22 protein-coding genes are annotated in these 25,077 nt (G+C 68.3%); 14 read left to right on the forward strand and 8 right to left on the reverse strand.

The genetic code is table 11. The features are described 5' to 3' along the window. Positions 1 to 7: 7 nt before the first annotated feature. Positions 8 to 481 carry a dUTP diphosphatase gene (dut, locus tag ABE424_RS18435; RefSeq protein ID WP_176990955.1) on the reverse strand — a complete coding sequence of 158 codons (474 nt, stop codon included), beginning with the start codon at positions 479 to 481 and terminating at the stop codon, positions 8 to 10. Continuing rightward, entirely contained in the window at positions 478 to 1,737 is a 1,260-nt protein-coding gene (gene coaBC, locus ABE424_RS18440; RefSeq protein ID WP_346492569.1) for a bifunctional phosphopantothenoylcysteine decarboxylase/phosphopantothenate--cysteine ligase CoaBC, read from the reverse strand. Before coaBC ends, dut begins: the two co-directional genes overlap by 4 nt. 194 nt (positions 1,738 to 1,931) lie before the next feature. Here coaBC and radC point away from each other — a divergent pair, with 194 nt between their 5' ends. The 5 genes from radC to ABE424_RS18465 all read left to right on the forward strand — a co-directional run bounded on the left by radC (position 1,932) and on the right by ABE424_RS18465 (position 6,636). Further along, positions 1,932 to 2,621 carry a DNA repair protein RadC gene (gene radC / locus ABE424_RS18445; protein WP_346478396.1) on the forward strand — a complete coding sequence of 230 codons (690 nt, stop codon included), beginning with the start codon at positions 1,932 to 1,934 and terminating at the stop codon, positions 2,619 to 2,621. Between the two features lie 102 nt (positions 2,622 to 2,723). Next, positions 2,724 to 4,412, forward strand: a complete 1,689-nt coding sequence (gene argS / locus ABE424_RS18450; RefSeq protein WP_319209593.1) for an arginine--tRNA ligase — start codon at positions 2,724 to 2,726, stop codon at positions 4,410 to 4,412. An 18-nt stretch (positions 4,413 to 4,430) separates the two neighbouring features. After that, positions 4,431 to 5,291 (forward strand): SPOR domain-containing protein, encoded by an 861-nt coding sequence (locus ABE424_RS18455; RefSeq protein WP_319209596.1) that lies wholly within the window; start codon positions 4,431 to 4,433, stop codon positions 5,289 to 5,291. A 129-nt stretch (positions 5,292 to 5,420) separates the two neighbouring features. After that, positions 5,421 to 6,203 (forward strand): helix-turn-helix domain-containing protein, encoded by a 783-nt coding sequence (locus ABE424_RS18460; protein WP_346492570.1) that lies wholly within the window; start codon positions 5,421 to 5,423, stop codon positions 6,201 to 6,203. Positions 6,204 to 6,273: 70 nt separating this feature from the next. Next, the gene (locus ABE424_RS18465) at positions 6,274 to 6,636 is read left to right on the forward strand and encodes a VOC family protein (RefSeq protein WP_319209601.1); all 363 of its coding nucleotides are present in this window, start codon (positions 6,274 to 6,276) and stop codon (positions 6,634 to 6,636) included. A 129-nt stretch (positions 6,637 to 6,765) separates the two neighbouring features. On the opposite strand, the gene ABE424_RS18470 is transcribed toward ABE424_RS18465, so the two are convergent. Together ABE424_RS18470 and ABE424_RS18475 are read right to left on the reverse strand one after the other, a co-directional pair. Beyond that, positions 6,766 to 7,515 carry an SDR family NAD(P)-dependent oxidoreductase gene (locus ABE424_RS18470; RefSeq protein WP_346492571.1) on the reverse strand — a complete coding sequence of 250 codons (750 nt, stop codon included), beginning with the start codon at positions 7,513 to 7,515 and terminating at the stop codon, positions 6,766 to 6,768. Positions 7,516 to 7,612: 97 nt separating this feature from the next. Next, positions 7,613 to 8,065, reverse strand: a complete 453-nt coding sequence (locus ABE424_RS18475; protein WP_319209605.1) for a hypothetical protein — start codon at positions 8,063 to 8,065, stop codon at positions 7,613 to 7,615. Between the two features lie 190 nt (positions 8,066 to 8,255). On the opposite strand from ABE424_RS18475, the gene ABE424_RS18480 reads away from it, so the two are divergent. Continuing rightward, positions 8,256 to 8,726: a DUF1456 family protein gene (locus ABE424_RS18480; protein WP_346492572.1), complete on the forward strand. Its 471-nt coding sequence runs from the start codon at positions 8,256 to 8,258 to the stop codon at positions 8,724 to 8,726. On the opposite strand, the gene ABE424_RS18485 is transcribed toward ABE424_RS18480, so the two are convergent. Continuing rightward, a complete protein-coding gene (locus tag ABE424_RS18485) occupies positions 8,692 to 9,627 on the reverse strand; it encodes a LysR family transcriptional regulator (RefSeq protein WP_346492573.1) in 936 nt (311 codons plus the stop codon). The genes ABE424_RS18480 and ABE424_RS18485 overlap by 35 nt on opposite strands. Before the next feature lie 99 nt (positions 9,628 to 9,726). Between ABE424_RS18485 and ABE424_RS18490 the strand changes: the two genes are divergently transcribed. Continuing rightward, positions 9,727 to 10,908, forward strand: coding sequence for an MFS transporter (locus ABE424_RS18490; protein WP_346492574.1), 1,182 nt, complete (start codon positions 9,727 to 9,729; stop codon positions 10,906 to 10,908). Positions 10,909 to 10,920: 12 nt separating this feature from the next. Here the strand turns inward: ABE424_RS18490 and ABE424_RS18495 are convergent, their stop codons facing one another. Then, positions 10,921 to 11,559 (reverse strand): TorF family putative porin, encoded by a 639-nt coding sequence (locus ABE424_RS18495; protein ID WP_346492593.1) that lies wholly within the window; start codon positions 11,557 to 11,559, stop codon positions 10,921 to 10,923. A gap of 235 nt (positions 11,560 to 11,794) precedes the next feature. On the opposite strand from ABE424_RS18495, the gene ABE424_RS18500 reads away from it, so the two are divergent. Next, positions 11,795 to 12,184, forward strand: coding sequence for a DUF6165 family protein (locus ABE424_RS18500; RefSeq protein WP_176990945.1), 390 nt, complete (start codon positions 11,795 to 11,797; stop codon positions 12,182 to 12,184). Between the two features lie 21 nt (positions 12,185 to 12,205). Here ABE424_RS18500 and ABE424_RS18505 read toward each other — a convergent pair whose 3' ends face one another. Both ABE424_RS18505 and ABE424_RS18510 read right to left on the reverse strand, forming a co-directional pair. Next, positions 12,206 to 12,949, reverse strand: coding sequence for a FadR/GntR family transcriptional regulator (locus ABE424_RS18505; protein ID WP_179460437.1), 744 nt, complete (start codon positions 12,947 to 12,949; stop codon positions 12,206 to 12,208). An 89-nt stretch (positions 12,950 to 13,038) separates the two neighbouring features. Further along, positions 13,039 to 15,930 carry a TonB-dependent receptor gene (locus tag ABE424_RS18510; protein WP_346478403.1) on the reverse strand — a complete coding sequence of 964 codons (2,892 nt, stop codon included), beginning with the start codon at positions 15,928 to 15,930 and terminating at the stop codon, positions 13,039 to 13,041. A gap of 280 nt (positions 15,931 to 16,210) precedes the next feature. Here ABE424_RS18510 and ABE424_RS18515 point away from each other — a divergent pair, with 280 nt between their 5' ends. From ABE424_RS18515 to ABE424_RS18540, 6 genes are read left to right on the forward strand one after another with little or no spacing between them, the layout of a single operon-like run. Then, entirely contained in the window at positions 16,211 to 18,436 is a 2,226-nt protein-coding gene (locus tag ABE424_RS18515; protein ID WP_346492575.1) for a polysaccharide lyase 6 family protein, read from the forward strand. Between the two features lie 17 nt (positions 18,437 to 18,453). Further along, on the forward strand, positions 18,454 to 20,667 hold the full coding sequence (locus ABE424_RS18520; protein WP_346492594.1) for an oligoalginate lyase: 2,214 nt from the start codon (positions 18,454 to 18,456) through the stop codon (positions 20,665 to 20,667). Next, positions 20,664 to 21,956, forward strand: coding sequence for an MFS transporter (locus ABE424_RS18525; RefSeq protein WP_346488306.1), 1,293 nt, complete (start codon positions 20,664 to 20,666; stop codon positions 21,954 to 21,956). Before ABE424_RS18520 ends, ABE424_RS18525 begins: the two co-directional genes overlap by 4 nt. Before the next feature lie 43 nt (positions 21,957 to 21,999). Beyond that, entirely contained in the window at positions 22,000 to 22,755 is a 756-nt protein-coding gene (locus ABE424_RS18530; RefSeq protein WP_019185567.1) for a glucose 1-dehydrogenase, read from the forward strand. 30 nt (positions 22,756 to 22,785) lie between these two features. Then, entirely contained in the window at positions 22,786 to 23,967 is a 1,182-nt protein-coding gene (locus ABE424_RS18535; RefSeq protein WP_346488307.1) for a GDSL-type esterase/lipase family protein, read from the forward strand. Beyond that, positions 23,964 to 25,067: a sugar kinase gene (locus ABE424_RS18540; protein ID WP_346492576.1), complete on the forward strand. Its 1,104-nt coding sequence runs from the start codon at positions 23,964 to 23,966 to the stop codon at positions 25,065 to 25,067. The genes ABE424_RS18535 and ABE424_RS18540 overlap by 4 nt, the downstream gene beginning before the upstream one ends. Positions 25,068 to 25,077 lie beyond the last annotated feature (10 nt).

The following is a 25,077-nucleotide window of genomic DNA, read 5'->3' on the forward strand; positions in this document are numbered from 1 at the left end:
TCCCCTGTCAGCGCACCCCGGTATGGCCGAATCCACCCGTTCCCCTGGCGCTGTCGCTGAAAGTATCCACTACCTGAAGCGCCACGCGTGCAATCGGCAGCACCACCAGCTGGGCGATGCGATCACCGGGCTGCAGCGTGAAGGGTTCGCGGCCGCGGTTCCAGGCGCTGATCAGCAGCGGGCCCTGGTAATCGGCGTCGATCAGGCCGGTGCCGTTGCCCAGCACGATGCCGTGGCGATGGCCCAGGCCGGAGCGCGGCAGCACCACGGCGGCCAGGTTCGGGTCGGCGATATGGATCGCGATGCCGCTGGGAATCAGCGCGGTGTCGCCGGGCTGCAGGGTGAGCTCGGTCTCCAGCGCGGCGCGCAGATCCAGCCCGGCGCTGTGCTCGGTGGCGTAGGCCGGCAGCGGCCATTCGTCGCCGAAACGCGGGTCCAGCAGCTTGACCTGCAGCGGCTGCAGGGAGGAATCGATGGTCATGCATGCAACCTCTGGGCAATCAGGGACAACAGTTGTTCGGCCAGCACGGCCTTGGAGGTGCCGGGGAACACCTGTTCGCCGCCCTGCCAGTAGGCCGTGGCCGCGTTTTCATCGCTTTCGAAACCGCCGGTGCTGATCCCGACCTGGTTGGCGATCACCAGGTCCAGGCGCTTGTCCACCAGCTTGCCACGCGCGTATTTCTCCACGTCGTGGGTCTCGGCAGCGAAACCGACCACCAGCTTGAGCGCGTTGGTCTGCGCGGCGACCTCGGCCAGGATGTCCGGGGTGCGCACCAGTTCCAGGGTCAGGCTCTGGCTGCCGGCGGTCTTCTTGAGTTTCTGCGGGGCGATCTGGCGCGGGGTGTAATCGGACACCGCGGCCGCACCGATATAGATGTCGGCCGGCAGCGCCCCCAGCACCGCTTCACGCATCTGCGCGGCCGAACGCACGTCGACGCGCTGCACGCCGGCGGGCGTGGCCAGCTGGACCGGACCACTGACCAGCACCACCTGCGCGCCCAGGCGGGCGGCGGCGGCGGCCAGCGCGTAGCCCATCTTGCCGCTGCTGCGGTTGCCGACGTAGCGCACCGGATCGATGTCTTCATAGGTGGGACCGGCGCTGATCAGCACGCGCAGACCCTTCAGCTCGCTGCTCGCCGGCGGCTCGGCGGGGGCCGGCGCGTGCAGCCCGGCCAGCGCGGCCACGATCGCGTGCGGTTCGGTGAGCCGGCCCGGGCCGGACTCGCCTTCGGCCAGCGGACCGTCTTCCGGCCCGATCACCTGGGCACCGCGCTCGCGCAGCAGGCCGATGTTGGCCTGGGTGGCCGGGTGCAGCCACATGCGGTGGTTCATCGCCGGGCACACGGTCAGCGGCGCGGTGGTGGCCAGGCACAGGGTGGTGACGAGGTCATCGGCGTGGCCGTGGGCCAGGCGCGCGAGCAGATCGGCGGTCGCCGGTGCGACCACGATGCGGTCGGCCCAGCGGGCCAGCTCGATATGGCCCATCGCCTGCTCGGCCGCGCTGTCCCACAGCGTGGTGCGGGTCGGCTGGCCGGACAGCGCCTGGAAGCTCAGCGGGGTGACGAACTGCTGGGCCCCGGCGGTCATCGCGACCTGCACCTGGGCCCCGGCATCGCGCAGGCGGCGCACCAGTTCCAGCGACTTGTAGGCAGCGATCCCGCCACCAACGCACAACAACAGCTTCTGGCCTTCCAACGGGCGCGCGGCCGCCGGAGAAGCCTGGGGGGAGTCAGCCACCTTGGGTGTTCCTGTCGAACCGAGGCGATTAGCTTACCCGATGGTCCGTAAACCGCCTGATGCGCCAGCGGCATAAGGAGGCAGGTTTTCGTCATAAGGAATCGCCGGACGTGGCACGTTGCCCTGCATTTACCGACACGTTGGCGCCCGGTTCACCGATGGTGAATCCGCCGCCCCCCACAGACACTGGGGCCATGTCGATCCGAGACTGGCCCAGCGCCGAGCGTCCCCGCGAAAAACTGCTGGCCCAAGGTGCCGGCGCCCTGTCCGATGCCGAACTGCTCGCGATCTTCCTCGGCTCAGGCCTGCGCGGCCGGGACGCGGTCGAAACCGCCCGCGATCTGTTGCAGTCCCACGGCCCCCTGCGCAACCTGCTCGACCTGCCGGCCAGCGCGCTGGCGGCCCTGCCCGGCCTTGGGCCGGCCCGCAGCTGCAAGCTGGTGGCCGGGCTGGAGCTCGCGCATCGGCATCTGGCTGCCGAGCTGGCCCGGGGCGAAAGCCTGCGCGATCCCGCCGCCGCAGGCCGTTACTTCAAACAGCGGCTGCGGGCGCGGCCCAACGAGGTGTTCGCCGCGCTGTTCCTGGACAACCAGCACCGCACGCTGGCCTGCGAGGAGCTGTTCAGCGGGACGGTGGATGCGGCAGCGGTCTACCCGCGTGAAGTGGTCCGCCGCGCCCTGCTGCACAACGCGGCCGCGGTGATCGTCAGCCACAACCATCCCTCGGGCAGCGCCGAGCCCTCGCTGGAGGACCGCCGGATCACCACGCTGCTGCAGCAGGCCTTGGCGCTGGTGGATATCCGGTTGCTCGACCATGTCGTTATCGGCGACGGGGCCCCGGTATCGATGGCCGCGCGCGGCTGGATGGGCACCGGAACGGCCTGATCCGGCGTGGGAAACGCGGCCGCTGGGGCCCGGTTCAATGGATCGGGCTGGCTTCTGGGCTAAAATTGCCGATTCCGCCGCTCCAGTCCCAAAGCAGGCCTTGTGAAAAATCTCCTCCGCGCCCTGATCAGCCAAGGCATCGAAGCCTTGCGCGCCAACGGCACTCTGCCGGCCGATACCCTGACCCCGGAATTCGTGGTCGAACGCCCGAAGACCCGTGAGCACGGCGATTTCGCCACCAACGCCGCGATGCTGCTGGCCAAGCCGGCGCGCAGCAACCCGCGCGCCCTGGCCCAGGCGCTGCTCGATGCGCTGCCCAAGAGCGATGACGTGGCCCGCGTCGAGATCGCCGGCCCGGGCTTCATCAATTTCCACCTCGCCCCCAGCGCCTACCAGCGCGAAGCGGCCGGCGTGCTCAAGGAAGGCGCCGATTACGGCCACAACCTGAGCGGCAACGGCCGCACCGTGGGCGTGGAATACGTGTCGGCCAACCCGACCGGTCCGCTGCATGTCGGCCACGGCCGCGCGGCGGCGATCGGTGACTGCCTGGCGCGCCTGCTGGAAGTGAACGGCTGGAACGCCAAGCGCGAGTTCTACTACAACGACGCCGGCGTGCAGATCGAAAACCTGGCGCTGTCCACCCAGGCGCGTGCGAAGGGCCTCAAGCCCGACGATGCCGGCTGGCCGGAAGCGGGCTACCGCGGCGATTACATCCAGGACGTGGCCAACGCCTACCTGGCCGGCGCCACGGTGGAGCTGGAAGGCCACTCGGTGGTCGGCGAGCGCGACCCGGACAACCTCGATGCGATCCGTCGCTTCGCGGTGGCCTACCTGCGCAACGAGCAGAACCAGGACCTGGCTGCGTTCGGCGTGGATTTCGACATCTACTTCCTGGAAAGCTCGCTGTACAAGGATGGCAAGGTCGAAGAGACCGTCGCCCAGCTCAACGCGGCCGGCCATACGTACGAGGAAGGCGGCGCGCTGTGGCTGCGCTCGACCGACTTCGGTGACGACAAGGACCGCGTGATGCGCAAGTCCGACGGCACCTACACCTACTTCCTGCCGGACGTGGCCTACCACCTCTCCAAGTGGCAGCGCGGCTACGAGCGCGCGATCACCGAGCTGGGTGCGGACCACCACGGTTCGCTGGCGCGCGTGCGTGCCGGCCTGCAGGCGCTGGACGTCGGCATCCCGAAGGGCTGGCCGGAATACGTGCTGCACCAGATGGTGACGGTGATGCGCGGTGGCGAGGAAGTGAAGCTCTCCAAGCGTGCCGGCAGCTACCTGACCCTGCGCGACCTGATCGAAGAAGCCGGCCGCGATGCCACCCGCTGGTTCCTGATCGCGCGCAAGCCCGATTCGCAGCTGACCTTCGATATCGATCTGGCCCGCCAGCAGAGCAACGACAATCCGGTGTTCTACGTGCAGTACGCGCATGCCCGCGTCTGCAGCCTGCTGCGCCAGGCGCAGGAGAAGGGCCTGAGCTACACGCCGGCTGCGGGTCTGACCGGTCTGTCCTCGCTGGGCGACGACGCCTCGCTGTGGCTGATGGTGGAAATGTCGCGCTTCCCGGAAGTCGTCGAAGCGGCCGGCCTCGCGCTGGAACCGCACCTGATCGCGCAGTATCTGCGTGAATTGGCGCACGCCTTCCACACGTGGTATCACGGCACGCAGGTACTGGTGGCCGACGAAAGCGAACGCAACGCCAAGCTGACGCTGGCCTGCGCCGCGCGCCAGGTCCTGGCCAATGGTCTGAACATCCTGGGCGTATCCGCCCCGGAAAAAATGTAAGCAGTGGAGAAGCAGTAAATGGCAGCACGACGCGGCAAGAGCCAGGCACGGCGCAACAGCAACCAGGGCACCCCGGGATGGGTGTGGCTGGTCGCGGGTGTGGCGATTGCGGCCGTGGTGTTCCTGGCGGCACCGAACCTGTTCAAGAACGAGGGTGATGGCTTCCTGCGGGTCGGCCCGCAGCCGGACCCGAACGCCCAGCCGGCCCCGGTGAGCGACGCCGAGACCGACGTCGGCACCGAGCTGCCCAAGCCGGGCGCTGCCAAGCCTGCCGAAGCGGCCAAGCCGGCGGCGACGCAGTACGACTTCTACACCCTGCTGCCCGGCAAGGAAGTGGAAATGTCCGATGCCGAGCTGGCGGCCAGCGCACGCGCCGAAGATCAGCGCCGTGCCAAGGCGGAAGCGCAGCGGGCGCAGGCGGCGCTGGAAGGCCGCCCGTTGCCGCCCGCACCGGCGCCGACCAGTACCGCGGCGACCACGTCGCCGGCGCCGGTCAGCGCTGCGGCATTGCCGGCCCCGGTGAATGAACGTCCGGCGGCGACGCCGGCACCGGCCGCATCGGCACCCACCGCGGTCGCCAACGCACCGAAGCCGGATGCACCGGCCGCGACCGCGTCGGCTGCCGCCGCCACTCCGGCCGCGGGCAACGTGCGTTACATCCTGCAGGCCGGCGCCTTCGGTGCTTCCGGCGATGCCGAAGCGACCAAGGCCAAGCTGGCGATGATCGGCCTGGCTGCACGGGTGGAATCGGCGCAGATCAACGGCAAGACGGTGTACCGCGTGCGCATGGGGCCGTATGGCAGCGCGGGCGAGCTGGCCGAAGCCAAGCAGAAGCTGGATGGGACGGGGCTGCAGGCGATGGCGATCAAGGCGCAGTAGCCGCGCGCCCTTGCACTCCGAGGGGGCTCCTGCTCCAGATGCACCCCGAACGCCGGCCCTTGGGTCGGCGTTCTTGTTTCGTGCAGCACCCTTGCTGGCGCCCCCCTGGCGATGCGCTATCGTCCAAGCATGTCTTCCCGCCCCGATTCTGATGACCTTCCCGGCGTTGCCGGTGCGACCGGTCGCTACCGCGAATGGGTGGCACCTGCTCCGCTGCAGGGCTGTTTCGGGCAGCTGTGGCGCAGCGATCTCCCGGTGGGCCATAACGGTGAGGTCGCGGTGCTGCCTGATGGCTGCGTGGACATCCTGTGGCGCGATGGGCGGCTGTATGTGGTGGGCCCGGATGTGGTGGCCGCACACCCGCAGTTGATGCCCGGCGCGCAGGTGTTGGGCGCGCGCTTCCAGCCCGGCGCGGCGCGGGCCTGGCTGGGTGTGCCGCTGGACGAGCTGGTGGGCACCGCCGTGGAGCTGGATGCGGTGCTGGGACCCCAGGCCCGGCAGCTGGCGGCGCGGTTGAATGACGTGGGCGATGGCGATGCGCGGCAGCGGTTGTTCGTGCAGGCGCTGGCCGGGCTGCCCCGCTCTACCGGTGGCCGGCACGCGGTGGCGGCGCGGGTGTTCGGGCAGGTGCGGGCCGGTGGCCACGATCTGGCCGCGATCGGTTCGGCGCTGCAGGTAAGCACGCGCAGCCTGCGCCGGTTATGCCATGAGCAGTTCGGCTATGGGCCGAAGATGCTGGAGCGGATTCTGCGGCTGCAGCGGTTCCTGGCGCTGGCCCGGGCGAGGCCGAGGGAGGGGCTGGCGGGGTTGGCGGCGGATGTGGGCTACGCCGACCAGTCGCACCTGAGCCGCGAGGTGCGGGCTCTGGCGGGGATCGGGGCGGCGGCGTTGTGCGCGCAGTGGCGTCGCTGACTGGCCGTTTTGTTCAAGACCGGCGCGGCGGGGGTGGCGATGCTGGGGCTCCTTTCAACGAGAAGCATCCATGAGCACCGCACACGGCAACGATCGCCGCATCGACAACATTGAGTTCAACGTGGCCGACATCGCGCGCAGCAAAGCGTTCTACGCTGAAGTCTTCGGCTGGACGTTCACCGATTACGGCCCGGCCTACACCGAGTTCAACGATGGACGCCTGACCGGTGGTTTCACCACGGGCGAAGCGGTGCAACCGGGTGGGCCCCTGGTGATCCTGTATGCCGATGACCTGGTCGCCACGCAGCAACGGCTGCAGGCGGCCGGCGCGGCGATCTGCCGGGCCGCGTTCGATTTCCCGGGCGGGCGCCGGTTTCATTTCCGCGACCCGGATGGGTATGAGCTGGCGGTGTGGACGGCGCGGGAGGGATGATCGGGGAGCCTGCCGACCCACGGTCGGCAGCTACCGTGGGTCGGAATCACCCGTGGGTCGGAATCGCCGGCGGGTTGGAATCGCCGGCGGGGCGGAATGACCGACAGCCGGAATCGCCGGGGCCTGCGATCAGTCGCGCGCGACCTGGAAGCCGGCGAACGACTGGCTGACCGGCATCACTTCGAGGCGATTGATGTTCAGGTGTGCCGGCAGCGAGGCGACCCAGAAGATCTGCTCGGCGATGTCCTCGGCGGTCATCGGGTTGGCGCCGGTGTAGAGCTTGTCCGAGGCCGCCTGGTCGCCATGGGTGCGGACCACGGTGAACTCGGTTTCCGCCATGCCCGGCTCGATCGTGGTCACGCGCACGCCACTGCCGTGCAGATCCGAGCGCAGGCCGAGCGAGAACTGGCTGACGAAGGCCTTGGTGCCGCCATAGGCGTTGCCGCCCGGATACGGGTACACGCCGGCGACCGAACTGATGTTGATGATCGCGCCCTTGCGCGCGACCAGCTGCGGCAACAGGCGATGGGTCAGCGTCACCAGGGCGGTGACGTTGGTGTCGATCATGGTGCGCCAGTCTTCCAGCGAGGCGCTCTGGGCCGGGGCGGTGCCCTGGGCCAGGCCGGCATTGTTGACCAGCAGGTCGATGTCGGCGAACCCGGCCGGCAGGGCGGCCAGGGCCGCTTCCATCGCCACGCTGTCGCGCACGTCGAACACCGCGGCATGCACGCGCTCGGGACCGTAGGCATCGACCAGCGGCTGCAGGCGGTCGGCCCGGCGCCCGGTGGCGATCACGCGCCAGCCGGCCTGGGCGAAACGGTGGACGGCGGCGGCGCCAAAGCCGGAGGTGGCGCCGGTAATCAGAGCGGTACGGGTCATCGAGGTACTCCGTGAAGATCCCGACCATTTTCGCACCGATGCCCGCCCGGTGCAGAGCCGGGCGCTGCTCCGCTGCCTGCCGCTCAGGGTCGTCGCGTCAGCGGATGCGGAACACGCGCGCCTTGGGCAGGTCCTCATCCACCTGCAGGAACCAGCGGCCGGCGATGCCCGGCACCACGACGATCTCGGGGTTGCTGCGGGCGGTCTTGAGCGTCATCTCGCCCTTGAGCACCTGCCACTGCTGGCCGTTGTCGAGGGTGAACACGGTGCCGGGGGCCCAGCCGTCCACCTGGCCGGTGACCTTGGCGTGGATCGGGCCATCGTCCAGCCCGGGAAACATCGGGGCGGGCGTTGGCAGACCCGGGCCTGCGGCCGGCGCCGCCGCGACGGCCACCGGTGCCGGGGCGTCGGCCTCGGCCTGGCGCAGCAGGCGGTTCAGCGTCTGCAACTGGCCCGGGGTCAGCCCGACCTCGGCCAGCGCCTGCGGATCCAGCCGCTGTTCCAGCGCCACATAAGGGGCCTGCGCCCCTGCCTGGCCCGCCAGCAACATGCCCACACACCCGAGTACCTGCCACCTGCGCATTGCCTGCTCCACTGCCTGTCGATGCCTGATCGCGGCACTGTGCTTCACTTTCATGGCAGCCAGATGACAGCGACCACCGGTCGCAGCCGGCCGCGCGCCCGGCACGGGGTAAAATGGCCGCCAGCCGCGCAGCCGCGCCGGCGGTATTGGACGTCCCATGATCAACAACGATGTACTGCGCAGCATCCGCTACATGCTCGACCTCAGCGACGGCATGATCGCCGACACCTGTGCCCTGGCCGATCCGGCCTTCGTGGTCGACAAGGCCGATGTGGCCGGCTGGCTGCGCAAGGAAGACGAAGAAGGTTTCGTGCCCTGCGACGACCGCACCCTGGCGCATTTCCTGGATGGCCTGATCGTGCATTTCCGCGGCCGCGACGAGAGCCAGCCGGTCCGCCCGGTGGAAAAGCGCATCACCAACAACCTGGTGCTGAAGAAGCTGCGCGTCGCCTTCGAGCTGAAGGACGTGGACATGCACGAAGTGTTCGACGCTGCCGGTTTCTCGGTCTCCAAGCCGGAGCTGTCCGCGCTGTTCCGCCAGCCGGACCACAAGAACTACCGCGCCTGCGGTGACCAGATGCTGCGCAATTTCCTCAAGGGCCTGACCCTGCGCGTGCGCGCCGCCTGAGGGCGGTGTTGGTGCGTGGCGCCGGTGTCGGGGCCACGTGCTGCAGCAGTTCCTCCATGAAGGCCCGCGCCGCCGGCGTGGGCAGGTTCGACCAGACCGCATGCACGCGCCGGGTCGGTGCACCCTGGATCGCCACACAGGCAACGCCGCTGAAACCGGCGGCGATCGCCTGCGGCACGATGCCGACTGCCAGGCCCTGCTGCACGAAGCGCTCGACCAGCGCCATGTGATTGATCTCGAACGGCACCCGATGGGGCAGTCCGGCGGCGGCGAAGGCCTCGTCGGTCTGCCGGCGGGCCCCACTCCCCTGCGGGAAATCCACCAGCGGAAGCTCGGCCAGCGTCGCCAGCGAGAGCCGTCTGCGCGTCGCCAATGGATGGGCCGGCGGCAGCACGGCGACCATCGATTCCTCGGCCAGCAATCGATGCTGGGCGCCCTCGATCGGCGTGCCCGGCGACAAGCCCACCAGCGCCACATCCAGCCGCCGCTCGCGCACATCGGCCATCAGCACCTCGCTCTTGTCCATGCGCAGGCGGAACGCGACCTGCGGATAGCGCCGATGGAACGTCGCCAGGCAGGCGACCAGATCCACGGCGGTCAACGAGGTGATCTGGCCGATGTGCAGGATGCCACGCACCTGGCCACCGACGGCGGCAACGTCATCGCGCAGATGCCGCAGCGAGGCGAGCACCTGGCGTGCGTGCGTCAAGAGTGCTTCACCGGCGGGCGTTACCCTGACCTGACGCGGCAGGCGCTCGAACAGCGTGGCCTGCAGTTCGTCCTCGAGATGGGCGATCTGGTGGCTCAGCGCCGACTGCACGACGTGGCAGCGCTGCGCGGCACGGGTGAAGTTGCCCTCCTCGGCCAGCGCGACCGCGAACTCGAGCTGCTTGAGGTTCATCACGCCATCTCATTTTCAGATGCATCGGATGATAACTATTCATTTCCCTCATTTGTGGATCAGGCGGACACTGGCGCCCCTTCTTATCCGGAGCCCGTCATGACCCACGACGTGCCCTCCCCGCTCAGCCGCTGGCAGGTCCTGCTGATGGCCTTCGCCACCGGTGTGGCCGTCGCCAGCAACTATTACGCGCAGCCGCTGCTGCACACCATCGCCGGGCAGTTCGGGGTGTCCTTCGCACGTGCCGGCACGGTGGTGACCGTCGCCCAGCTGAGCTATGCCGCCGGCCTCATCCTGCTGGTGCCGCTGGGCGATCTGTTCGAGCGCCGCCGGCTGATCGTGGTGATGTCACTGCTGTCGGCCTCCGGCCTGGTGCTGAGCGCGCTCAGCCATCAGTTCGTGTGGCTGCTGGTGGGCACCGCGCTGACCGGCCTGTTCTCGGTGGTGGCGCAGGTGCTGGTGCCATTCGCGGCCACGCTGGCGCGTCCGGAGGAGCGCGGCCAGGTGGTCGGCACGGTGATGAGCGGCCTGCTGCTCGGCATTCTGCTGGCACGCACCGTGGCCGGGGCGCTGTCCTCGCTGGGCGATTGGCGCACGGTGTACTGGATCGCCGCGGCCGCGCTGGTGCTGACCACCGGCATGCTCTATCGGCATCTGCCGCGCTTCCATCAGACCGCCGGGCTGGGCTATCTGCAGCTGCTGCGCTCGATCGGCACCCTGTTCGCGCAGGAGCCGGTGTTCCGCCTGCGTACCGTACTGGGCGCGCTGAGCTTTGCGATGTTCGCGATCTTCTGGACGCCGCTGGCGTTCCTGCTGGCGGCCGAGCCCTATGGCTACAGCGATGCGACGATCGGCCTGTTCGGGCTGGTCGGTGCGGCCGGCACGCTGGCCGCGGGCGTGGCCGGGCGCATGGCCGACCGTGGCAAGGCCGCCCTGGCGACTACCGTGGCGCTGGTGCTGCTGGCCGCATCGTGGCTGCCGCTGGGCTTTTCCGCGCACTCGTTGATCGCGCTGGTGCTGGGCGTGATCGTGCTCGACCTGGCCGCGCAGCTGCTGCACGTGAGCAACCAGAACGTGGTGTATGCGCTGCGCCCGGAGGCCCGCAACCGGCTCAATGCCGGCTACATGACCGGCTACTTCATCGGTGGCTCGCTGGGTTCCTTGGTCTCGGCGCAGGTCTTTGATCGCTTCGGCTGGACCGGTGTGTGCGTCACCGGTGCCTGCGTTGCGGTGGTGGCGATGGGCATCTGGGCGATGTCGCAGGCAAGGCGGCGGGCGTAGCGCCCGCGCACCTCAGAAACTCGTCTGCAGCGCGACCTCGACGCGCGATCCCGCGTTGCCCGGGAACAGCCGCCTGGCGGCGCCGTCGGTGTCATGCCCGGTCACGCGCAGCTCCCACGGTCCGTGCACGCGCCACACCACGCTGAGCTGGCCGTGCAGGTAGTCATCGGCCTGCGCGCTGTCCAGCCAGTAGTGGCCCACCGCCCCTTCGATACGCCACTGCTCCCCCAGCGGCAGGCGCGCACCGAGCTGGGCGTAGGTGCCGCCATGGCCACCGGCCAGCGCGTTGTCGGAGACGCCGACCTGCACCCAGACGCGCTGCCGCCAGGTGACGGTGCCATTGAGCTCGGTCCAGTCCAGATCGACCGTGGCGGACGGATAAACGTAGCGGGTGAGGTTGACGTCCACGCTCCAGTCCGGCGTCACCGCCCCGCTCCAGCCGGCGACAAGATCAAACTCGCTGCGCGCGCCGTTGTCCGGCCGGAACGAGACACCCGAGCCCCACGCAGAGCCATACCAGCCGGTGGACGCACTGAGCTTCACGCCCGCCTGCACGGCCGGATCGCCGTCGCTCTGCGAGCTGCCGCGCCAGACATAGTCCGAGGTCAGCGTCGCATTGCCTTCCACCGCGGCCGCGGCCGCACCGCTCATGACCAGCCCCACCAGCACCGCGCCGCAGCGCAGGCGCTGTTTCGAATAGTTACCCACCACGTGTCCCGCTCCAGATGACGGCCGCGCCGTCGAGAGCGACAGTGTCCTCAGGACCGGCGTAAAGCCGCCATGGCGTGGCCACCCGATCGGCGCAACGTTTCTGTAAATCCTGCGTCAGGGTGGTGCCCGGGGGTGCGCGGTATCATGGCCGCTCTGACCTGTTGCGAGTAATGGCGTGGACGCGATCCTGACCCCGGTATCGATTGGCGAGCTGATCGACAAGATCACCATCCTGGAAATCAAGGCCGAACGCATCGCCGATGCCGGCAAGAACGCCAACGTCCGCAAGGAACTCGATGGGCTGTGGCCGCTGTGGCAGCAGCAGGTGGGCGCTCAGCCCGGGCTGGAGGCGCTGAAGACGCAGCTCAAGGCGATCAACGAGCGCATGTGGGAGATCCAGGACCAGCTGCGCGACAAGGAAGCAGCGCAGGTCTTCGACGATGCCTTCATCCAGCTGGCCCGCGGCGTCTATGGCACCAATGGCGAGCGGGTCAAAGTGAAGAACGAGATCAACCGCATCGCCGGCTCGCAGCTGGTCGAAGAGAAGCAGTACCAGGGCGAGTGATTCCGCCGCTTTACACCGGGCTCAGTGCCCGGTCGCGGCCCTGAAGCGTTCGCGGTCCTGCTGGGTCCTCCGGCGGATTTCGGCCAGCGCTTCATTCTCGGTGGCTTCCAGCATCGATTCGAACAGTCGCTGGAAGTGGTTGCGCATGGCCAGCCGCGCCGCCGCCGGGTCGCGCTGGCGCAGCGCATCGAGAATCCGGGTGTGTTCTTCGTCGCGGGTGTCGTCGTCGTTGTGGCAGACGTTGGCGTAGACCTGCTTGACCCGCGGCAGCTCGTTGCGCATCCGCCAGATCAGCTGCACGCAGTGCTCCACCACCGGGTTGCCGGCGATGCGTGCAATCGAAAGGTGGAACTGGCGATCGGCCTCGCTGGCCGCCGCTTCGCCCGAGTTGGGATCGACCATGGCCGCGATCAGGCCGGCCAGGTCCTCCAGTTCGGCATCGGTGATGCGGCTGGCGGCCATCGCCGCGGCCTCGGCCTCGATCACCGCGCGGGCGGCGGTCAGGTCGAACGCCGAGACGTCGGGCAGTGCGCCCGGCGCCTGCGACGGCTTGGCCTTCACGTAAACGCCCGAGCCGGTCTTGATGGTGATCAGGCCCTGCGCTTCCAGCGCGATTTCCGCCTCCCGCACCGTCACCCGGCTCACGCCCAGGCGTTCGGCCAGGTCACGTTCGCCCGGCAGGCGCGAGCCCGGCGGGAATTCGCCCTTCTCGATCAGCGCGACGATTTCGGCGGCAATGGACTGGTACAGACGGGGTTCGGACATCATCAAAGGCCTGCTGACAGGTGGCTGGGGACCGACACGCGACCGCGCCTTCAGAGAGCGGCGCGGTCGGAAAAACCGCGCCACTGACCTCAGAAGCGGTAGCGCACCCCCAGATAATACCGCCGCCCGTACGTGGTGTACTCGCGGAAGCTGCCGAGGATGGGCATATCCGACACCCGCGGCTCATCGGTGAGGTTGCTGGCCGACAGCGACAGCGACAGGTGCTTGTTCACCTTGTAGGTGGCGCGGAAGTCCAGCGAGCCATTGTCCCGCACATAACGGTTCTGCGACGGGTCGCCGACAAACTGCTGGTAATAGTCGGAGCGGTACTTGTAGATCGCCTGCAGGTCGAGCTTGCCCAGGCCCCAGTACACCTGCGCCGAGGCCACGTGCTTGGAGAGGCCGAAGATGTTGGCCGGCTCGACGATGCCCGGGGTCACCACGCCGGTGGTCGGGTCGGTGGACTCGCCCAGGCGCAGGTCTTCGGTCTTGAAGTTGGAATCGGCGTAGTTGTAGCTGGCCTTCACCCCCAGCCCGGAGAAGATGCCCGGCAGGTAGGAGAAGCTGTGCGAGGCGGTGAACTCGACGCCGAACAGATCGCTCTTCTGGTCGCTGGTGGCCAGCTGCTCCACCGGCACGGTCACGCTCTGGCCGTCGATATCGAAGGATTCGTTGACGATCACCGGCATCGAGCCGCCGTTGAACTGCTTGTAGTAGAGCGCACCGGACAGCATGGTGTCTTCGTTGGCATACCACTCCAGCGAGAGGTCGCCGTTCCACGACATCAACGGCTTGGCGCGCGGGTTGCCGGTGGCGGTGATGCTGCGCAGTGCATCGCCGACGCTGTTGAACTCGGTATCCACCTCACCCAGGTTGAAGGTGCGGCCGAAGCCTTCGGCGGCCAGGTCCGGACGCGACATCGCCCGATAGGCACCGACGCGCAGCAGCAGGTCCGGGCGCAGCTCGAAGGCGGCATTGAAGCTGGGCAGCCATTCGGTGTTGCTGGACTTGAGCACCTGCGAGGTGAAATCGCCGGTGGGCTCCAGGGTCACGGTGCCGTCGGGATTGTTGATCACATCCAGGCCGCTGCGCAGGCCGACCGAGCGCACCTCGGTGCGCACGCCACGCACGCCGATGTTGCCGGTCACCGGCAGGCCGAACCATTCGGCGCTGTAGTCGCCCATCAGGTAGAGCGCGCTGGTCTTCTCGGTGACATCGTTGTTGGCCGGGTTGCGCAGGTCCGCGCTGAGGCCGGTGTCGTCCACGCCGGTGAAGGCCTTGAACAAACAACGGCTGTCGAAGCTGGCCCACTGGTCGATGGTGTTGCCGCTGGCGTTGTCCAGGAAATCGTCCTGCGGGAACGCCTGGCGGCAGGCCAGGTTGGCAGCGCGGATCGCGGCGACATTGGTGGTGGTGACATCCACGGTGTCGGTGTAATCGGTGTAGGTGGCTTCGGACCGGCGCAGGCCGCCCTTGATCGCGGTGAAGAAGCCGCTTTCCGGGGTGAACGTGGCATCGAAGCGGCCCGCGCGGATGGTGTGCTCGCGGTTCTGCTGGCGACGACGCACCAGCGCCGAATCGGTGAAGTTGTCCGGGTTGTTCACATCGAACGCCGGATCCAGAGAGATGCTCGGCACATCGCCGCTGTAGTCGTAGGTGTAATCGACGTAGCGCGTGTTCTTGATGCCGCCGACCGGCTGGCCGTTGACGTCGGTGCGACCGGCGCGCAGGCGGGTGCTGCGTTCGATCTGGTCACGCAGGGTGTTGGAGTAGGACAGATCGGTGGACAGCGTCCACGCCGGGCTCGGCCGGAAGATCACGTTGAGCCCGCCACCGGTGTATTCCTCCTGGCGCTCCAGGAAGTTGCCGGTGGAATCGACCGTGGTGCTGCCGGTGTGGTGCAGCAGCGCGCCATCGTCGGTGACCACGCGGTTGTTGAGGTTGCGCATCATCGAGGACAGCGACAGATCCGAGCGGTCCTCCGTGTAGTCGCGCTTGGAGTGCTGGTAATCCAGGTTCACTTCCACCGTATCGCTGGGCCGCCACTGGAGCGCGGCGAACTGCGAATCGCGCTTGTCGTGCTCGATGAACTGGCGGTAGATGCGGCTGCTGGGCACCAGGTAATACGGCACGCCGTTGGCCACGTCCTTGCCGTTGACCTGGGTGCAGTTGCGCGTCGCGCCGACCACTTCACGGCCATCGCATGCGACCCAGGTGGAGCTGCTGGAGAACATTTCTTCCGGGTTGCTGCCTTCCAGCGCCTGCACGCCGATGGAGACACCGAGCTTGCCGGCGTTGCCCATGTCGAACTGGTCGATGTAGCTGGCGGTACCGCGCCAGCCCACGCCGTCCTTGTCCTTGAGCCGATCGTCGTACTCCTGCCAGGTGCCGCGGCCGTCGAGCTGGAACGTGCGTTTGCCGTATTCCAGCGGCTTGACCGTCTCCATGTTGATCGTGCCGGCCACGCCGCCTTCGACGAAGTCGGCGCGCTGGGTCTTGTAGATCGCCACGGTGTTGATCAGCTCGGACGGGAACTGGTTGAAGTTCACCGAGCGGTCGCCGCTGCCATTGGTGGCCTCGCGACCGTTGAAGGTGGACGAGCCGAGGAACGGCCCAAGGCCACGGATCGAGATTTCCGAGGCACCGCCCTTCTCGCGATGGGTGGACGCCCCGGTGATGGTTTCGATCGCTTCACCGATCGACAGGGCCGGCAGATCGCCGATGTCGTCGGCCGCCAGCACGTCGGAGACCACGGTCTCCTCGCGCTTCTTGTCGATCGAGGTCTGGATGGTGCCGCGGATGCCGGTCACCTGGACCTGGTCCAGCGTGGTGGCTTCAGCCGGCGGCGTGGCCGGGGCATCGGCGTCCTGTGCGTGGGCCAGCGGCAGGGCCGCGGTGGCACACAGGGCATAGAACAGCGCGCTGTGCAGCGCGGTGTGGCGGAGGCCTCGTGGCGAGGCCGTACGGCGGTCATGCAACATCGTGATCTCCCTCCCAGGATGGATCGTCCGATTACACGGATTCGATCCGGAAGATTCACGACTGATGGACCAATGTCAATGAATTGGTACTAAAGTCTACCCCGCACTACCGCCCAGACCACTTTGCACGGATTTAATGTGCGGACGCAGCAGAAAAATGCGCAAATAGCATACCACATGCACCTAAAGTGGTATGCGATTGTGGTTGACGTGCATGTCCGGCAACCTGTTAGGATCGTGGCTCGCGTTGGTCGCTACGGTTCATCTGGGAGGGTAACCCGTGACTTTGCAACACTCGCACGCGCCGTTGGCGCTGCGCCCCATGGCCAAGGCCCTGCTGGTGAGCCTGTCGCTGGCGACGTTCCCTGCCGTGGCGGCCGATTACCTGGTGCGCGATGCTGCTGCATACGCCACTGCGGTACGCACCCTCGCCCCCGGCGATACGGTGGTCCTGGCGGATGGCGTCTGGCGCGACGTCGACCTGCTTTTCCGGGGTATCGGCAAAATTGGTCAACCAATTAAGTTGACGGCGCAGACCCCCGGCAAGGTGATTCTCAGCGGCCAGTCCCAGCTGCGGTTGGCCGGCGCGCATCTGGAGGTCTCCAACCTTGTGTTCCGCGATGGCTGGGCACCCGGCGGTGAAGTGATCTCCTTCCGGCGGTCGGCCAGCGAGTGGGCCGACCACAGCCGGGTCACCGGGATCGTGATCGACCGCTACAACAAGCCCGACCGCCAGCAGTCCGATCACTGGGTGGCGCTCTACGGCCAGCACAACCGCTTCGACCACAACCAGCTGGTGGGCAAGACCAATGCGGGCACCACCCTGGTGGTGGTGCGCAACGCCACCAGCGGCCAGGACAACCAACACCGCATCGACCACAACTGGTTCGGCCCGCGCCCCAACCTGGGCTCCAACGGCGGCGAGACGATGCGCATCGGCACCAGCCACGATTCGCAGTCCGATTCGCGCACCGTGGTGGAGAACAACTGGTTCGAGCAGTGCGATGGCGAGGTCGAGATCGTCTCCAACAAGTCCGGTGGCAACACGTACCGCGGCAACGTCTTCCAGGACTCGCGCGGCTCACTGGTGCTGCGCCACGGCCATGGCAATCTGGTCGAGCGCAATATGTTCCTCGGCCATGGCAAGGCGCATACCGGCGGGGTGCGCGTGATCAACCGCAACCAGACCGTGCGCGACAACTACTTCGAAGGCATCGCCGGCGACAACTTCGCCGCGGCCCTGAGCGTGATGGCCGGTACGCACGACGCGCCATTGAACCGCTACGAGCAGATCGACCATGCGGTGATCGAACGCAACAGCTTCATCCAGGTCGGCACCCTGCTGCTGGGCGCGGGGCTGGATGAGGAGCGCAATGCGATGCCGGTGAACAGCCGCATCGCCGGCAACCTGTTCATCGGCGATGGGAAACGCGATCTGCTGCGCACGCAGGGTGACCTCTCCGGCATCACCTTCGCCGGCAACGTGCAGAGCCCTGCCGTGTCAGCCGGCTTCCCCGGCGGTGTCCGCGCTCAGTCCCTGACCCTGCAGCGCGCGGCCAACGGCCTTTTTTACCCCACCACTGCGGTCGACGCCGGCGCCCCGCGCGACTTGGCCCCGATCGCGCGCGACCAGGTCGGCGTGGACTGGTACCCCAAGACCCTGCCGGCCACCGCACTGGATAGTGGCGCCGTGCGCCAGGTCGCACCGGGCGAGGACACGTTGACCGCCGCCGTGGCCGCCAGCGCTCCCGGCGACCGGCTGCAGCTGCAGCGCGGCCGCTATACGGTGAGCCAGGTGCTGGCGGTGGATCATCCGCTCAGCGTGCTCGGCCCCGCGCGCGGCCAGGCCAGCGTGCAGTTCTCGCGGCCGAGCCTGTTCGAGATCGGCGCGGGCGGTTCGCTGCGCCTGGCGCGGCTGGACATCGACGGCGCGCTCGCACCGGACGCCGCCGGCAACGCAGTGATCCGCGTGCCGCCCGGCAGCCAGGCCTTCAACTACACGTTGCTTGTCGAAGACAGCCGCGTACACGGGCTGACCGCCAACAAGGCCTTCGACGTGATCGCCACCGGCAAGGGCAGCCTGGCCGCGCGGATCGCGCTATCGAACGTCACGGTGGAGGACGTCAGCGGCAGCGTGATCGCCGCGGCCGCCGAGACCGATGACCTCGGCACCTACAACGCCGAGCAGGTCGATCTGCTGGATTCCCGCTTCCGCCGCATCGGCGGACCGGTGTTGAACCTGTATCGCGGCGGCACCGACGAAAGCACCTTCGGCCCGGCGCTGCAGGTGCGCGGCAACCAGTTCGAGCAGGTGGGCGTGGCAGATGACACCAGCCTGCGCCTGCATGGCGTGCAGTTCGCCAGCATCCGCGACAACCGCTTCGACCGCAGCGGCCGCATCCGTTTCAGCCATCGCGTCGGGGAACCCACCCTGCGCATGGGCGACAACCCGCTGACGGCCACCGCGCCGTTGCTGTCCGATACCCCTGTTGAGGCCCTGCCATGAATCACGCCCCGCCCCTGATGCTGCTGCTCGCCGCCACGCTTGGCGGGGCCGCATTGCCCGCTGCGCAGGCCGCACCCGCCGCCCGGCAGGCGCCCGCCGACGCTGCCACCGCGCCGGTGCTGGTCACTGCCGCGCAGTGGACGCAGATGCGGGCCGAGGGCGCGCGCTCGCCGCTGTTCGCCAGGGAACAGCAGCGGGCGGAGCAGCGCGTGCGCGCGATGATGACGGCCGGCATCGACGTGCCGGTGCCCAAGGACAAGGGCGGCGGCTACACCCACGAACAGCACAAGCGCAATTACCAGGCCATCCAGGCGGCCGGCGCGCTGTACCGCCTGACCGGTGACAAGGCGTATGCCACCTTCGCCCGCGACCTGCTGCTGGGCTACGCCAAGCTCTACCCGGGCCTGGGCGCGCACCCGCAGGGCCGCGGCCAGATCCCCGGCCGGTTGTTCTGGCAGACCCTCAACGATTCGGTCTGGCTGGTCAGCGCCGCGCAGGGTTACGACGCGATCCGCGACACGCTCAGTGCCGCCGACCGCGAGACCATCGATACGCATGTGTTCCGCGCGATGGCCGATTTCCTGTCCGGCACGCCGGAGAACTTCGACAAGATCCACAACCACGCCACCTGGGCTGTCGCTGCCGTGGGCATGACCGGCTACGTCCTGCGCGATACCGGCTACGTCGACAAAGCCCTGCAGGGCAGCAAACGCGATGGCAGCGCCGGCTTCCTGAAACAGGTCGATCAGCTGTTCTCGCCGGACGGCTATTACGAAGAAGGCCCGTACTACCAGCGGTATGCGCTGGCCCCGTTCATCCTGTTCGCCAACGCCATCGAGCGCAACGAACCGCAGCGCGGCATCTTCAAGCGCCGCGACGGCGTGCTGCTCAAGGCCGTGGATGCGCTGGTGCAGAGCAGCTACGGCGGCTACTTCTTCCCGATCAACGACGCCATCCTCGACAAGGGCCTGGACACCGAGGAACTGGTGGCCGGCATCGATATCGCGTACGCGCAGACCGGCGATGCCCGCCTGCTCTCCGTGGCCCAGACGCAGAAGCGCGTGCTGCTCTCGCCGGAGGGCCTGCAGGTGGCCCAGGCGCTGGCCGGGAACAAGGCCAAGCCATTCGCCTTCGTCCCCACCCTGCTGCGTGACGGCCCGGACGGCACTGAAGGCGCGCTGGCGATCCTGCGCATGGGCGGCGAGGACGGCCAGGCGCTGGTGATGAAGAACACCAAGCAGGGCATGGGCCACGGCCACTTCGACAAGCTCAACTGGTTGTTCTACGACAACGGCCAGCGCGTGGTCACCGACTACGGCGCCGCGCGCTTCCTCAACATCGAGGCGAAGGCCGGCGGCATCTACCTGCCGGAGAACGCCAGCTGGGCACGGCAGACCATCGCGCACAACACGCTGGTGGTGAACGAGCAGAGCCACTTCGGTGGCGACTGGAAGAAGGGCCAGCCACTGGCACCGACCCCGCTGCTGTTCGCGGTCAGCGACGACACCCAGATCGCTTCGGCGCGGATGGAGGGGGCCTATGACGGCGTCAGCTTCACCCGCACCCAGGCGCTGCTCTCGCATCCTGCGCTGGGCGAGCCGGTGGTGCTGGATCTGCTGCGCGTCACCGGCACCCAGGCCGCGCGCTATGACCTGCCGCTGCACTTCAATGGACACATCATGGACGTGGGCTTCAAGAGCCAGTCCGCGGTTGCCTCGCGTCCGGTGCTGGGCAAGGCCAACGGCTACCAGCATGTGTGGATCGATGCGGCCAGCGAGCCGACCAGCGAGGCGCGCAGCCTGACCTGGCTGCTCGACGGCCGCTTCTATACGTACCGGTTCGCCAGCACTGCACCCTCGCGCGCGTTGATCGGCGAGAGCGGTGCGAACGATCCCTCGTTCAACCTGCGCCGCGAGCCGATGCTGCTGCAGCGCGTGGATGGCCAGGCTGACACCACGTTCTACGGCGTGCTCGAACCGCACGGCCAGTACGACGGCACCGCCGAAACCGTGCGCGGCGCCAACAGCCGCATCGACCGTCTCACCCACTACCGCGGCAAGGATGCGGACGTGCTGGTGCTCGACCTGGCCGGTGGCAAGCGCCTGGCGCTGGGCATCGCCGATGACCCGGCCAAGGGTGGCGCACATGAAGTCAGCGGCGGCGGACACAGCTGGCGCTGGGACGGCGGCTGGAAGCGCTTCGATACCAGCACGGGCAAGGACGGCAAATGAAAGTCACCACGCAGGCCCGCACCTATGTCCGTTGGCTGATCGTGGCGCTGATCGCCGTGGCCACGGTGATCAACTACATCGACCGCAACGCGTTGGCCGTGATGTGGCCGCAGATTTCGCAGGATGTCGGCGCGACCAAGGAGGACTACGCGCTGCTGGTCACGGTGTTCATGCTGTTCTACGCCGCCGGCCAGTTCGTGTTCGGGCGCCTGTTCGACATCATCGGCACGCGGCTGGGCTTCGCGCTGTCGATCGCGGTGTGGTCGGTCTCGATCGCGCTGCACTCGGTCACCCACTCCATCCTGTCCTTCAGCATCGTGCGTGCCATGCTCGGGATCAGCGAAGCCGGTGCATGGCCGGGCGCGGTCAAGGCCAATGCCGAGTGGTTCCCGGCGCGTGAGCGTGCGCTGGCGCAGGGCGTGTTCAACGCCGGCGCCTCGATCGGCGCCATCATCTCCGCGCCGCTGATCGCCGTGCTGTTCCTGTGGCTGGGCTGGCGCGGCACGTTCATCCTGATCGGTGCGATCGGCTTCATCTGGCTGCTGCCGTGGCTGATCATCTACCGCGCCGGACCGGACAAGCACCCGTGGGTGAGCGCGGCCGAGCGTGCGTTGATCCTGGATGCGCCGGCCGAGCAGCCTGCGGTGCCGGTCGCCGAGTACGTACCGAACGTGCGCCAGCTGCTGGGCCACCGCCAGACCTGGGGCATCCTGATCTCGCGGTTCTTCCTGGACCCGATCTGGTGGCTGTTCGTGTCGTGGCTGCCGATCTACCTGGCCGACACCTTTGGTTTCGACATCAAGCAGATCGGCATCTTCGCCTGGGTGCCCTACGTCGGCGCGATGATCGGCAGCCTCGGTGGCGGCTGGTTGTCCGGCCGCCTGATCGGCGCCGGCTGGAGCGTGGACAAGGCGCGCAAGGTGGTGATCACCCTGGGCGGCGCGATCATGGCGCCAGCGCTGATCGGCGCGGTGCTGGCCACCGATCCGGTCTGGGCGGTCGTCACCATCGCCTTCGTGCTGCTCGGCTTCCAGATCGCCATCGGCAACATCCAGACCCTGCCCGGCGACATCTTCAGTGGCAAGTCGGTCGGCTCGGTCGCCGGCCTGGGCGGCATGGCCGCGGTGGCCGGCACGCTGATCACCACCTGGCTGGTGCCGGCGATGACCCACGAATCCTACGCACCGATTTTCATCCTGGTGGCGGCCCTGGTGCCGGCCTCCCTGCTGGCGCTGTGGCTGGTCACCGGTCGCGTGGAAAAAATCCACGGCCCGGTAGAGCGCCGCTGAGTTCCCTTCTTCCCTTTCCCCCAACGCATCACAGGAGTGTTTCATGACCCAATTCAAGGACAAGGTGGCGATCGTCACCGGTGGCGGCCGTGACATCGGCCGCGAGATCTCGCTCAAGCTGGCCGCGGCCGGTGCCAAGGTCTGCATCAACTACGCCAACGACGAAGCCAGCGCGCAGGAGACCCTCAAGCAGGTCGAAGCCGCCGGCGGTACCGCGATCGTGCATCGCGCCGACGTCACCGATGCCAAGGCGGTGGCGGCGATGGTCGCCGCGACCCAGGCCGCGTTCGGCCCGCAGATCGACGTACTGGTGAACGTGGCCGGTGGCATGGTCCAGCGCCGTCCGCTGGCCGAGATCGACGAGGCGTTCTTCCACAAGGTGATGGACCTCAACATGAGCTCGGTCTACCTGACCACGCATGCGGTGGTACCGCACATGCCCGAGGGCGGCGCGATCGTGAACTTCGCTTCGCAGGCCGGCCGCGATGGCGGTGGCCCGGGCGCGGCGATCTACGCCACCGCCAAGGCCGCGGTGATGACCTTCACCCGTGCCATGGCGAAGGAGCTGGGGCCGCGCGGCATCCGCGTCAACGCGCTGTGCTGCGGCATGATCGCCACCCGCTTCCATGACGAGTTCACCAAGCCGGAAGTGCGCACCGCGGTGGCCGGCAACACGCCGCTGCGCCGCCAGGGCCGCCCGCAGGAAGCCGCCGATACCGCCGTGTACCTCGCGTCGGATGCGGCCGGTTTCATCACCGGTGCCAACGTCGACGTCAACGGCGGCACCTACTTCTCCTGATTGACCCGCTGACCGCCTGGGAGGGCCGCCATGCTGCGCTGGATCACTGCATTCTCTCTTGCACTTGCCACCAGCGCCGCGGCGCTGCCCGCCCAGGCCCAGGTCTGGGTGCCGGCCTGGACCGCTTCGCCGGCCCCGGACCGTCTCGATGGCACCCCCGAGGCCCCGGTGCAGTTCGCGAACCAGACCGTACGCCAGGACATGCGCCTGGCCAGTTCGGCCCGCGCCCTGCGCTTCCGCATCAGCAATGAACTCGGCCAGGCACCGCTGCATATCGGCAGTGCCTCGGCCCATCTCACCGGCACCGCCACCGCGGCCAAGCCGGTCACTTTCAATGGACGTGGCGATGTCGTGGTGCCGGTCGGCGCCGCCCTGCTCAGCGACCCGGTCGCGATCACCGCACCGGCGCTGGCCGACGTCTCGCTCACCGTGTACTTCCCGGATGCCACCCGCCCTGCCGTGCGCCGCACCGCGCTGCGCATTGCCGACGGCCGCGCTGCCACCGTGGGCGATGCAGTCAAACTCGCCTACCGGCAGAACGTGGTCTCCGCCGTGCTGGCCGAACGTACCCGCAAGCCTGTCGTGGTGGTCGCCCTCGGCGACTCGATCACCGAAGGCGCCACTGCCACCCGCGGCAGCAACGGCGACTGGCCCGCACTGCTGTCCGCCCGCCTGCAGCAGGCCTGTCCGGACCAGGTGGTGGTGGTCAACGCCGGCATCAGTGGCAACAAGGTGATGGACCATGGCCGCAGCCACAGCGCGCTGGCGCGGCTGGACCGCGATGTGATCGCGCTGCCGAACGTGGACCGCGTGATCCTGTTCGAAGGCATCAACGACATCCGCCACGACGGTGGAACCCCGCCCGTGGCCGGCCGCAACGCCGAGGACATGGTGCTGGGCTACCGGCAGATCGCGGAGCGCCTGCACAGTAACGGCATCCGCCCGATCGCTGCCACGATCACCCCCTTCGGGGGTTCGGACCGCTACGAGCCGATCGCCGCCGCCACCCGCACCACGCTCAACACCTGGATGCGCGGCGGCCGCAGCGGTTTCGATGGACTGATCGACTTCGACCGGATCCTGCGTGATCCGGCCAACCCGGAGAACCTGCCCGAGGACATCACCCGCGACCACCTGCATCCCAACGATGAAGGCTACCGGCGGATGGCCGACGGCATCGATCTGGCCCTGCTCGGGTGCCCGGCGCGATGAGTGCCCAGACCTTCCGGGTTGCGCCTGACAGCGGGCAGCGCTGGGACGCACTGGCGCTGGGCGAGGTGATGCTGCGCTTCGATCCCGGCGAAGGCCGGATCCGCAGCACGCGCCAGTTCACCGTGTGGGAAGGCGGCGGCGAATACAACGTCGCGCGCGGCCTGTGCAGCACCTTCGAGCATCGCACCGGCGTGCTTACCGCCCTGCCGCGCAATGAGCTCGGCCTGCTCGCCCGGCAGCTGATCCAGGCCGGTGGCGTGGATACCGGCCAGATCGTCTGGCGTGACTACGACGGCATCGGCCGCAACACGCGCATGGGGCTGAACTTCACCGAGCGCGGCTTCGGCGCACGTGCGCCGCTGGGCATCTCCGATCGCGCGTACTCGGCGGCCTCGCAGCTGCAGCCGGAGGCATTCGACTGGGATGCGCTGTTCGGCCAGCACGGCGTGCGTTGGCTGCACACCGGTGGAATCTTCGCCGCCCTGTCCGAGCACAGCGCGGAGACGGCGATCACGGCGGTGCGTGCCGCGCGGCGCCACGGTGTGGCGGTCTCCTACGACCTCAACTACCGCGCCAGCCTCTGGAACAGCCATCCCGATCCGGACGCCGCGCGCCACGCCAACTGCGCGATCGCTGCCGAGTGCGACCTGCTGATCGGTGATGAGTATTCGTTCGCCGCGTGCCTGGGCATGGACCTGAGCGATCTCGGGCGTCGCCACACGCCGATGGATGTCGGCCCGGCCGAGGCCGCCGCGGTGCGTGCACTGGCCCGGTTCCCCACGCTGCAGGCCGTGGCCTTCACCCTGCGCGACGCCGCCACGGCGGCCCGGCATGGCTGGGCGGGTGCGATGCGCACGCGGGCGCAGCTGTATGTCTCCGACGCGCGCGAAGTGGACCTGCTCGACCGCGTCGGCGGTGGCGATGCCTTCGTGGCTGGCGTGGTGCATGCCCTGCTCAGCGGCAAGGGCGAGCAGGCGGCGGTGGACCTGGGCGCCGCGCATGGCGCGTTGGCGATGTCCACCCCGGGCGACTACGCCAACACCAGCCTGGCGGAAGTGGAGGCCGTGGCGCGGGGCGACAGCGCCGCCGCGAAGCGTTGACCCTGCCCGG

Source organism: Stenotrophomonas sp. TWI1149, from assembly GCF_039673155.1.
In the GTDB taxonomy this organism is placed as follows: domain Bacteria; phylum Pseudomonadota; class Gammaproteobacteria; order Xanthomonadales; family Xanthomonadaceae; genus Stenotrophomonas; species Stenotrophomonas maltophilia_AA.

Bases quoted from the DNA above. Each gene is read 5' to 3' on its own strand.
- dut (WP_176990955.1), bottom strand. From the start codon at position 481: ATGACCATCGATTCCTCCCTGCAGCCGCTGCAGGTCAAGCTGCTGGAC.
- radC (WP_346478396.1), top strand. From the start codon at position 1,932: ATGTCGATCCGAGACTGGCCCAGCGCCGAGCGTCCCCGCGAAAAACTG.
- ABE424_RS18455 (WP_319209596.1), top strand. From the start codon at position 4,431: ATGGCAGCACGACGCGGCAAGAGCCAGGCACGGCGCAACAGCAACCAG.
- ABE424_RS18460 (WP_346492570.1), top strand. From the start codon at position 5,421: ATGTCTTCCCGCCCCGATTCTGATGACCTTCCCGGCGTTGCCGGTGCG.
- ABE424_RS18465 (WP_319209601.1), top strand. From the start codon at position 6,274: ATGAGCACCGCACACGGCAACGATCGCCGCATCGACAACATTGAGTTC.
- ABE424_RS18470 (WP_346492571.1), bottom strand. From the start codon at position 7,515: ATGACCCGTACCGCTCTGATTACCGGCGCCACCTCCGGCTTTGGCGCC.
- ABE424_RS18475 (WP_319209605.1), bottom strand. From the start codon at position 8,065: ATGTTGCTGGCGGGCCAGGCAGGGGCGCAGGCCCCTTATGTGGCGCTG.
- ABE424_RS18480 (WP_346492572.1), top strand. From the start codon at position 8,256: ATGATCAACAACGATGTACTGCGCAGCATCCGCTACATGCTCGACCTC.
- ABE424_RS18485 (WP_346492573.1), bottom strand. From the start codon at position 9,627: ATGAACCTCAAGCAGCTCGAGTTCGCGGTCGCGCTGGCCGAGGAGGGC.
- ABE424_RS18490 (WP_346492574.1), top strand. From the start codon at position 9,727: ATGACCCACGACGTGCCCTCCCCGCTCAGCCGCTGGCAGGTCCTGCTG.
- ABE424_RS18495 (WP_346492593.1), bottom strand. From the start codon at position 11,559: ATGAGCGGTGCGGCCGCGGCCGCGGTGGAAGGCAATGCGACGCTGACC.
- ABE424_RS18505 (WP_179460437.1), bottom strand. From the start codon at position 12,949: ATGTCCGAACCCCGTCTGTACCAGTCCATTGCCGCCGAAATCGTCGCG.
- ABE424_RS18510 (WP_346478403.1), bottom strand. From the start codon at position 15,930: ATGTTGCATGACCGCCGTACGGCCTCGCCACGAGGCCTCCGCCACACC.
- ABE424_RS18520 (WP_346492594.1), top strand. From the start codon at position 18,454: ATGCTGCTGCTCGCCGCCACGCTTGGCGGGGCCGCATTGCCCGCTGCG.
- ABE424_RS18525 (WP_346488306.1), top strand. From the start codon at position 20,664: ATGAAAGTCACCACGCAGGCCCGCACCTATGTCCGTTGGCTGATCGTG.
- ABE424_RS18530 (WP_019185567.1), top strand. From the start codon at position 22,000: ATGACCCAATTCAAGGACAAGGTGGCGATCGTCACCGGTGGCGGCCGT.
- ABE424_RS18535 (WP_346488307.1), top strand. From the start codon at position 22,786: ATGCTGCGCTGGATCACTGCATTCTCTCTTGCACTTGCCACCAGCGCC.
- ABE424_RS18540 (WP_346492576.1), top strand. From the start codon at position 23,964: ATGAGTGCCCAGACCTTCCGGGTTGCGCCTGACAGCGGGCAGCGCTGG.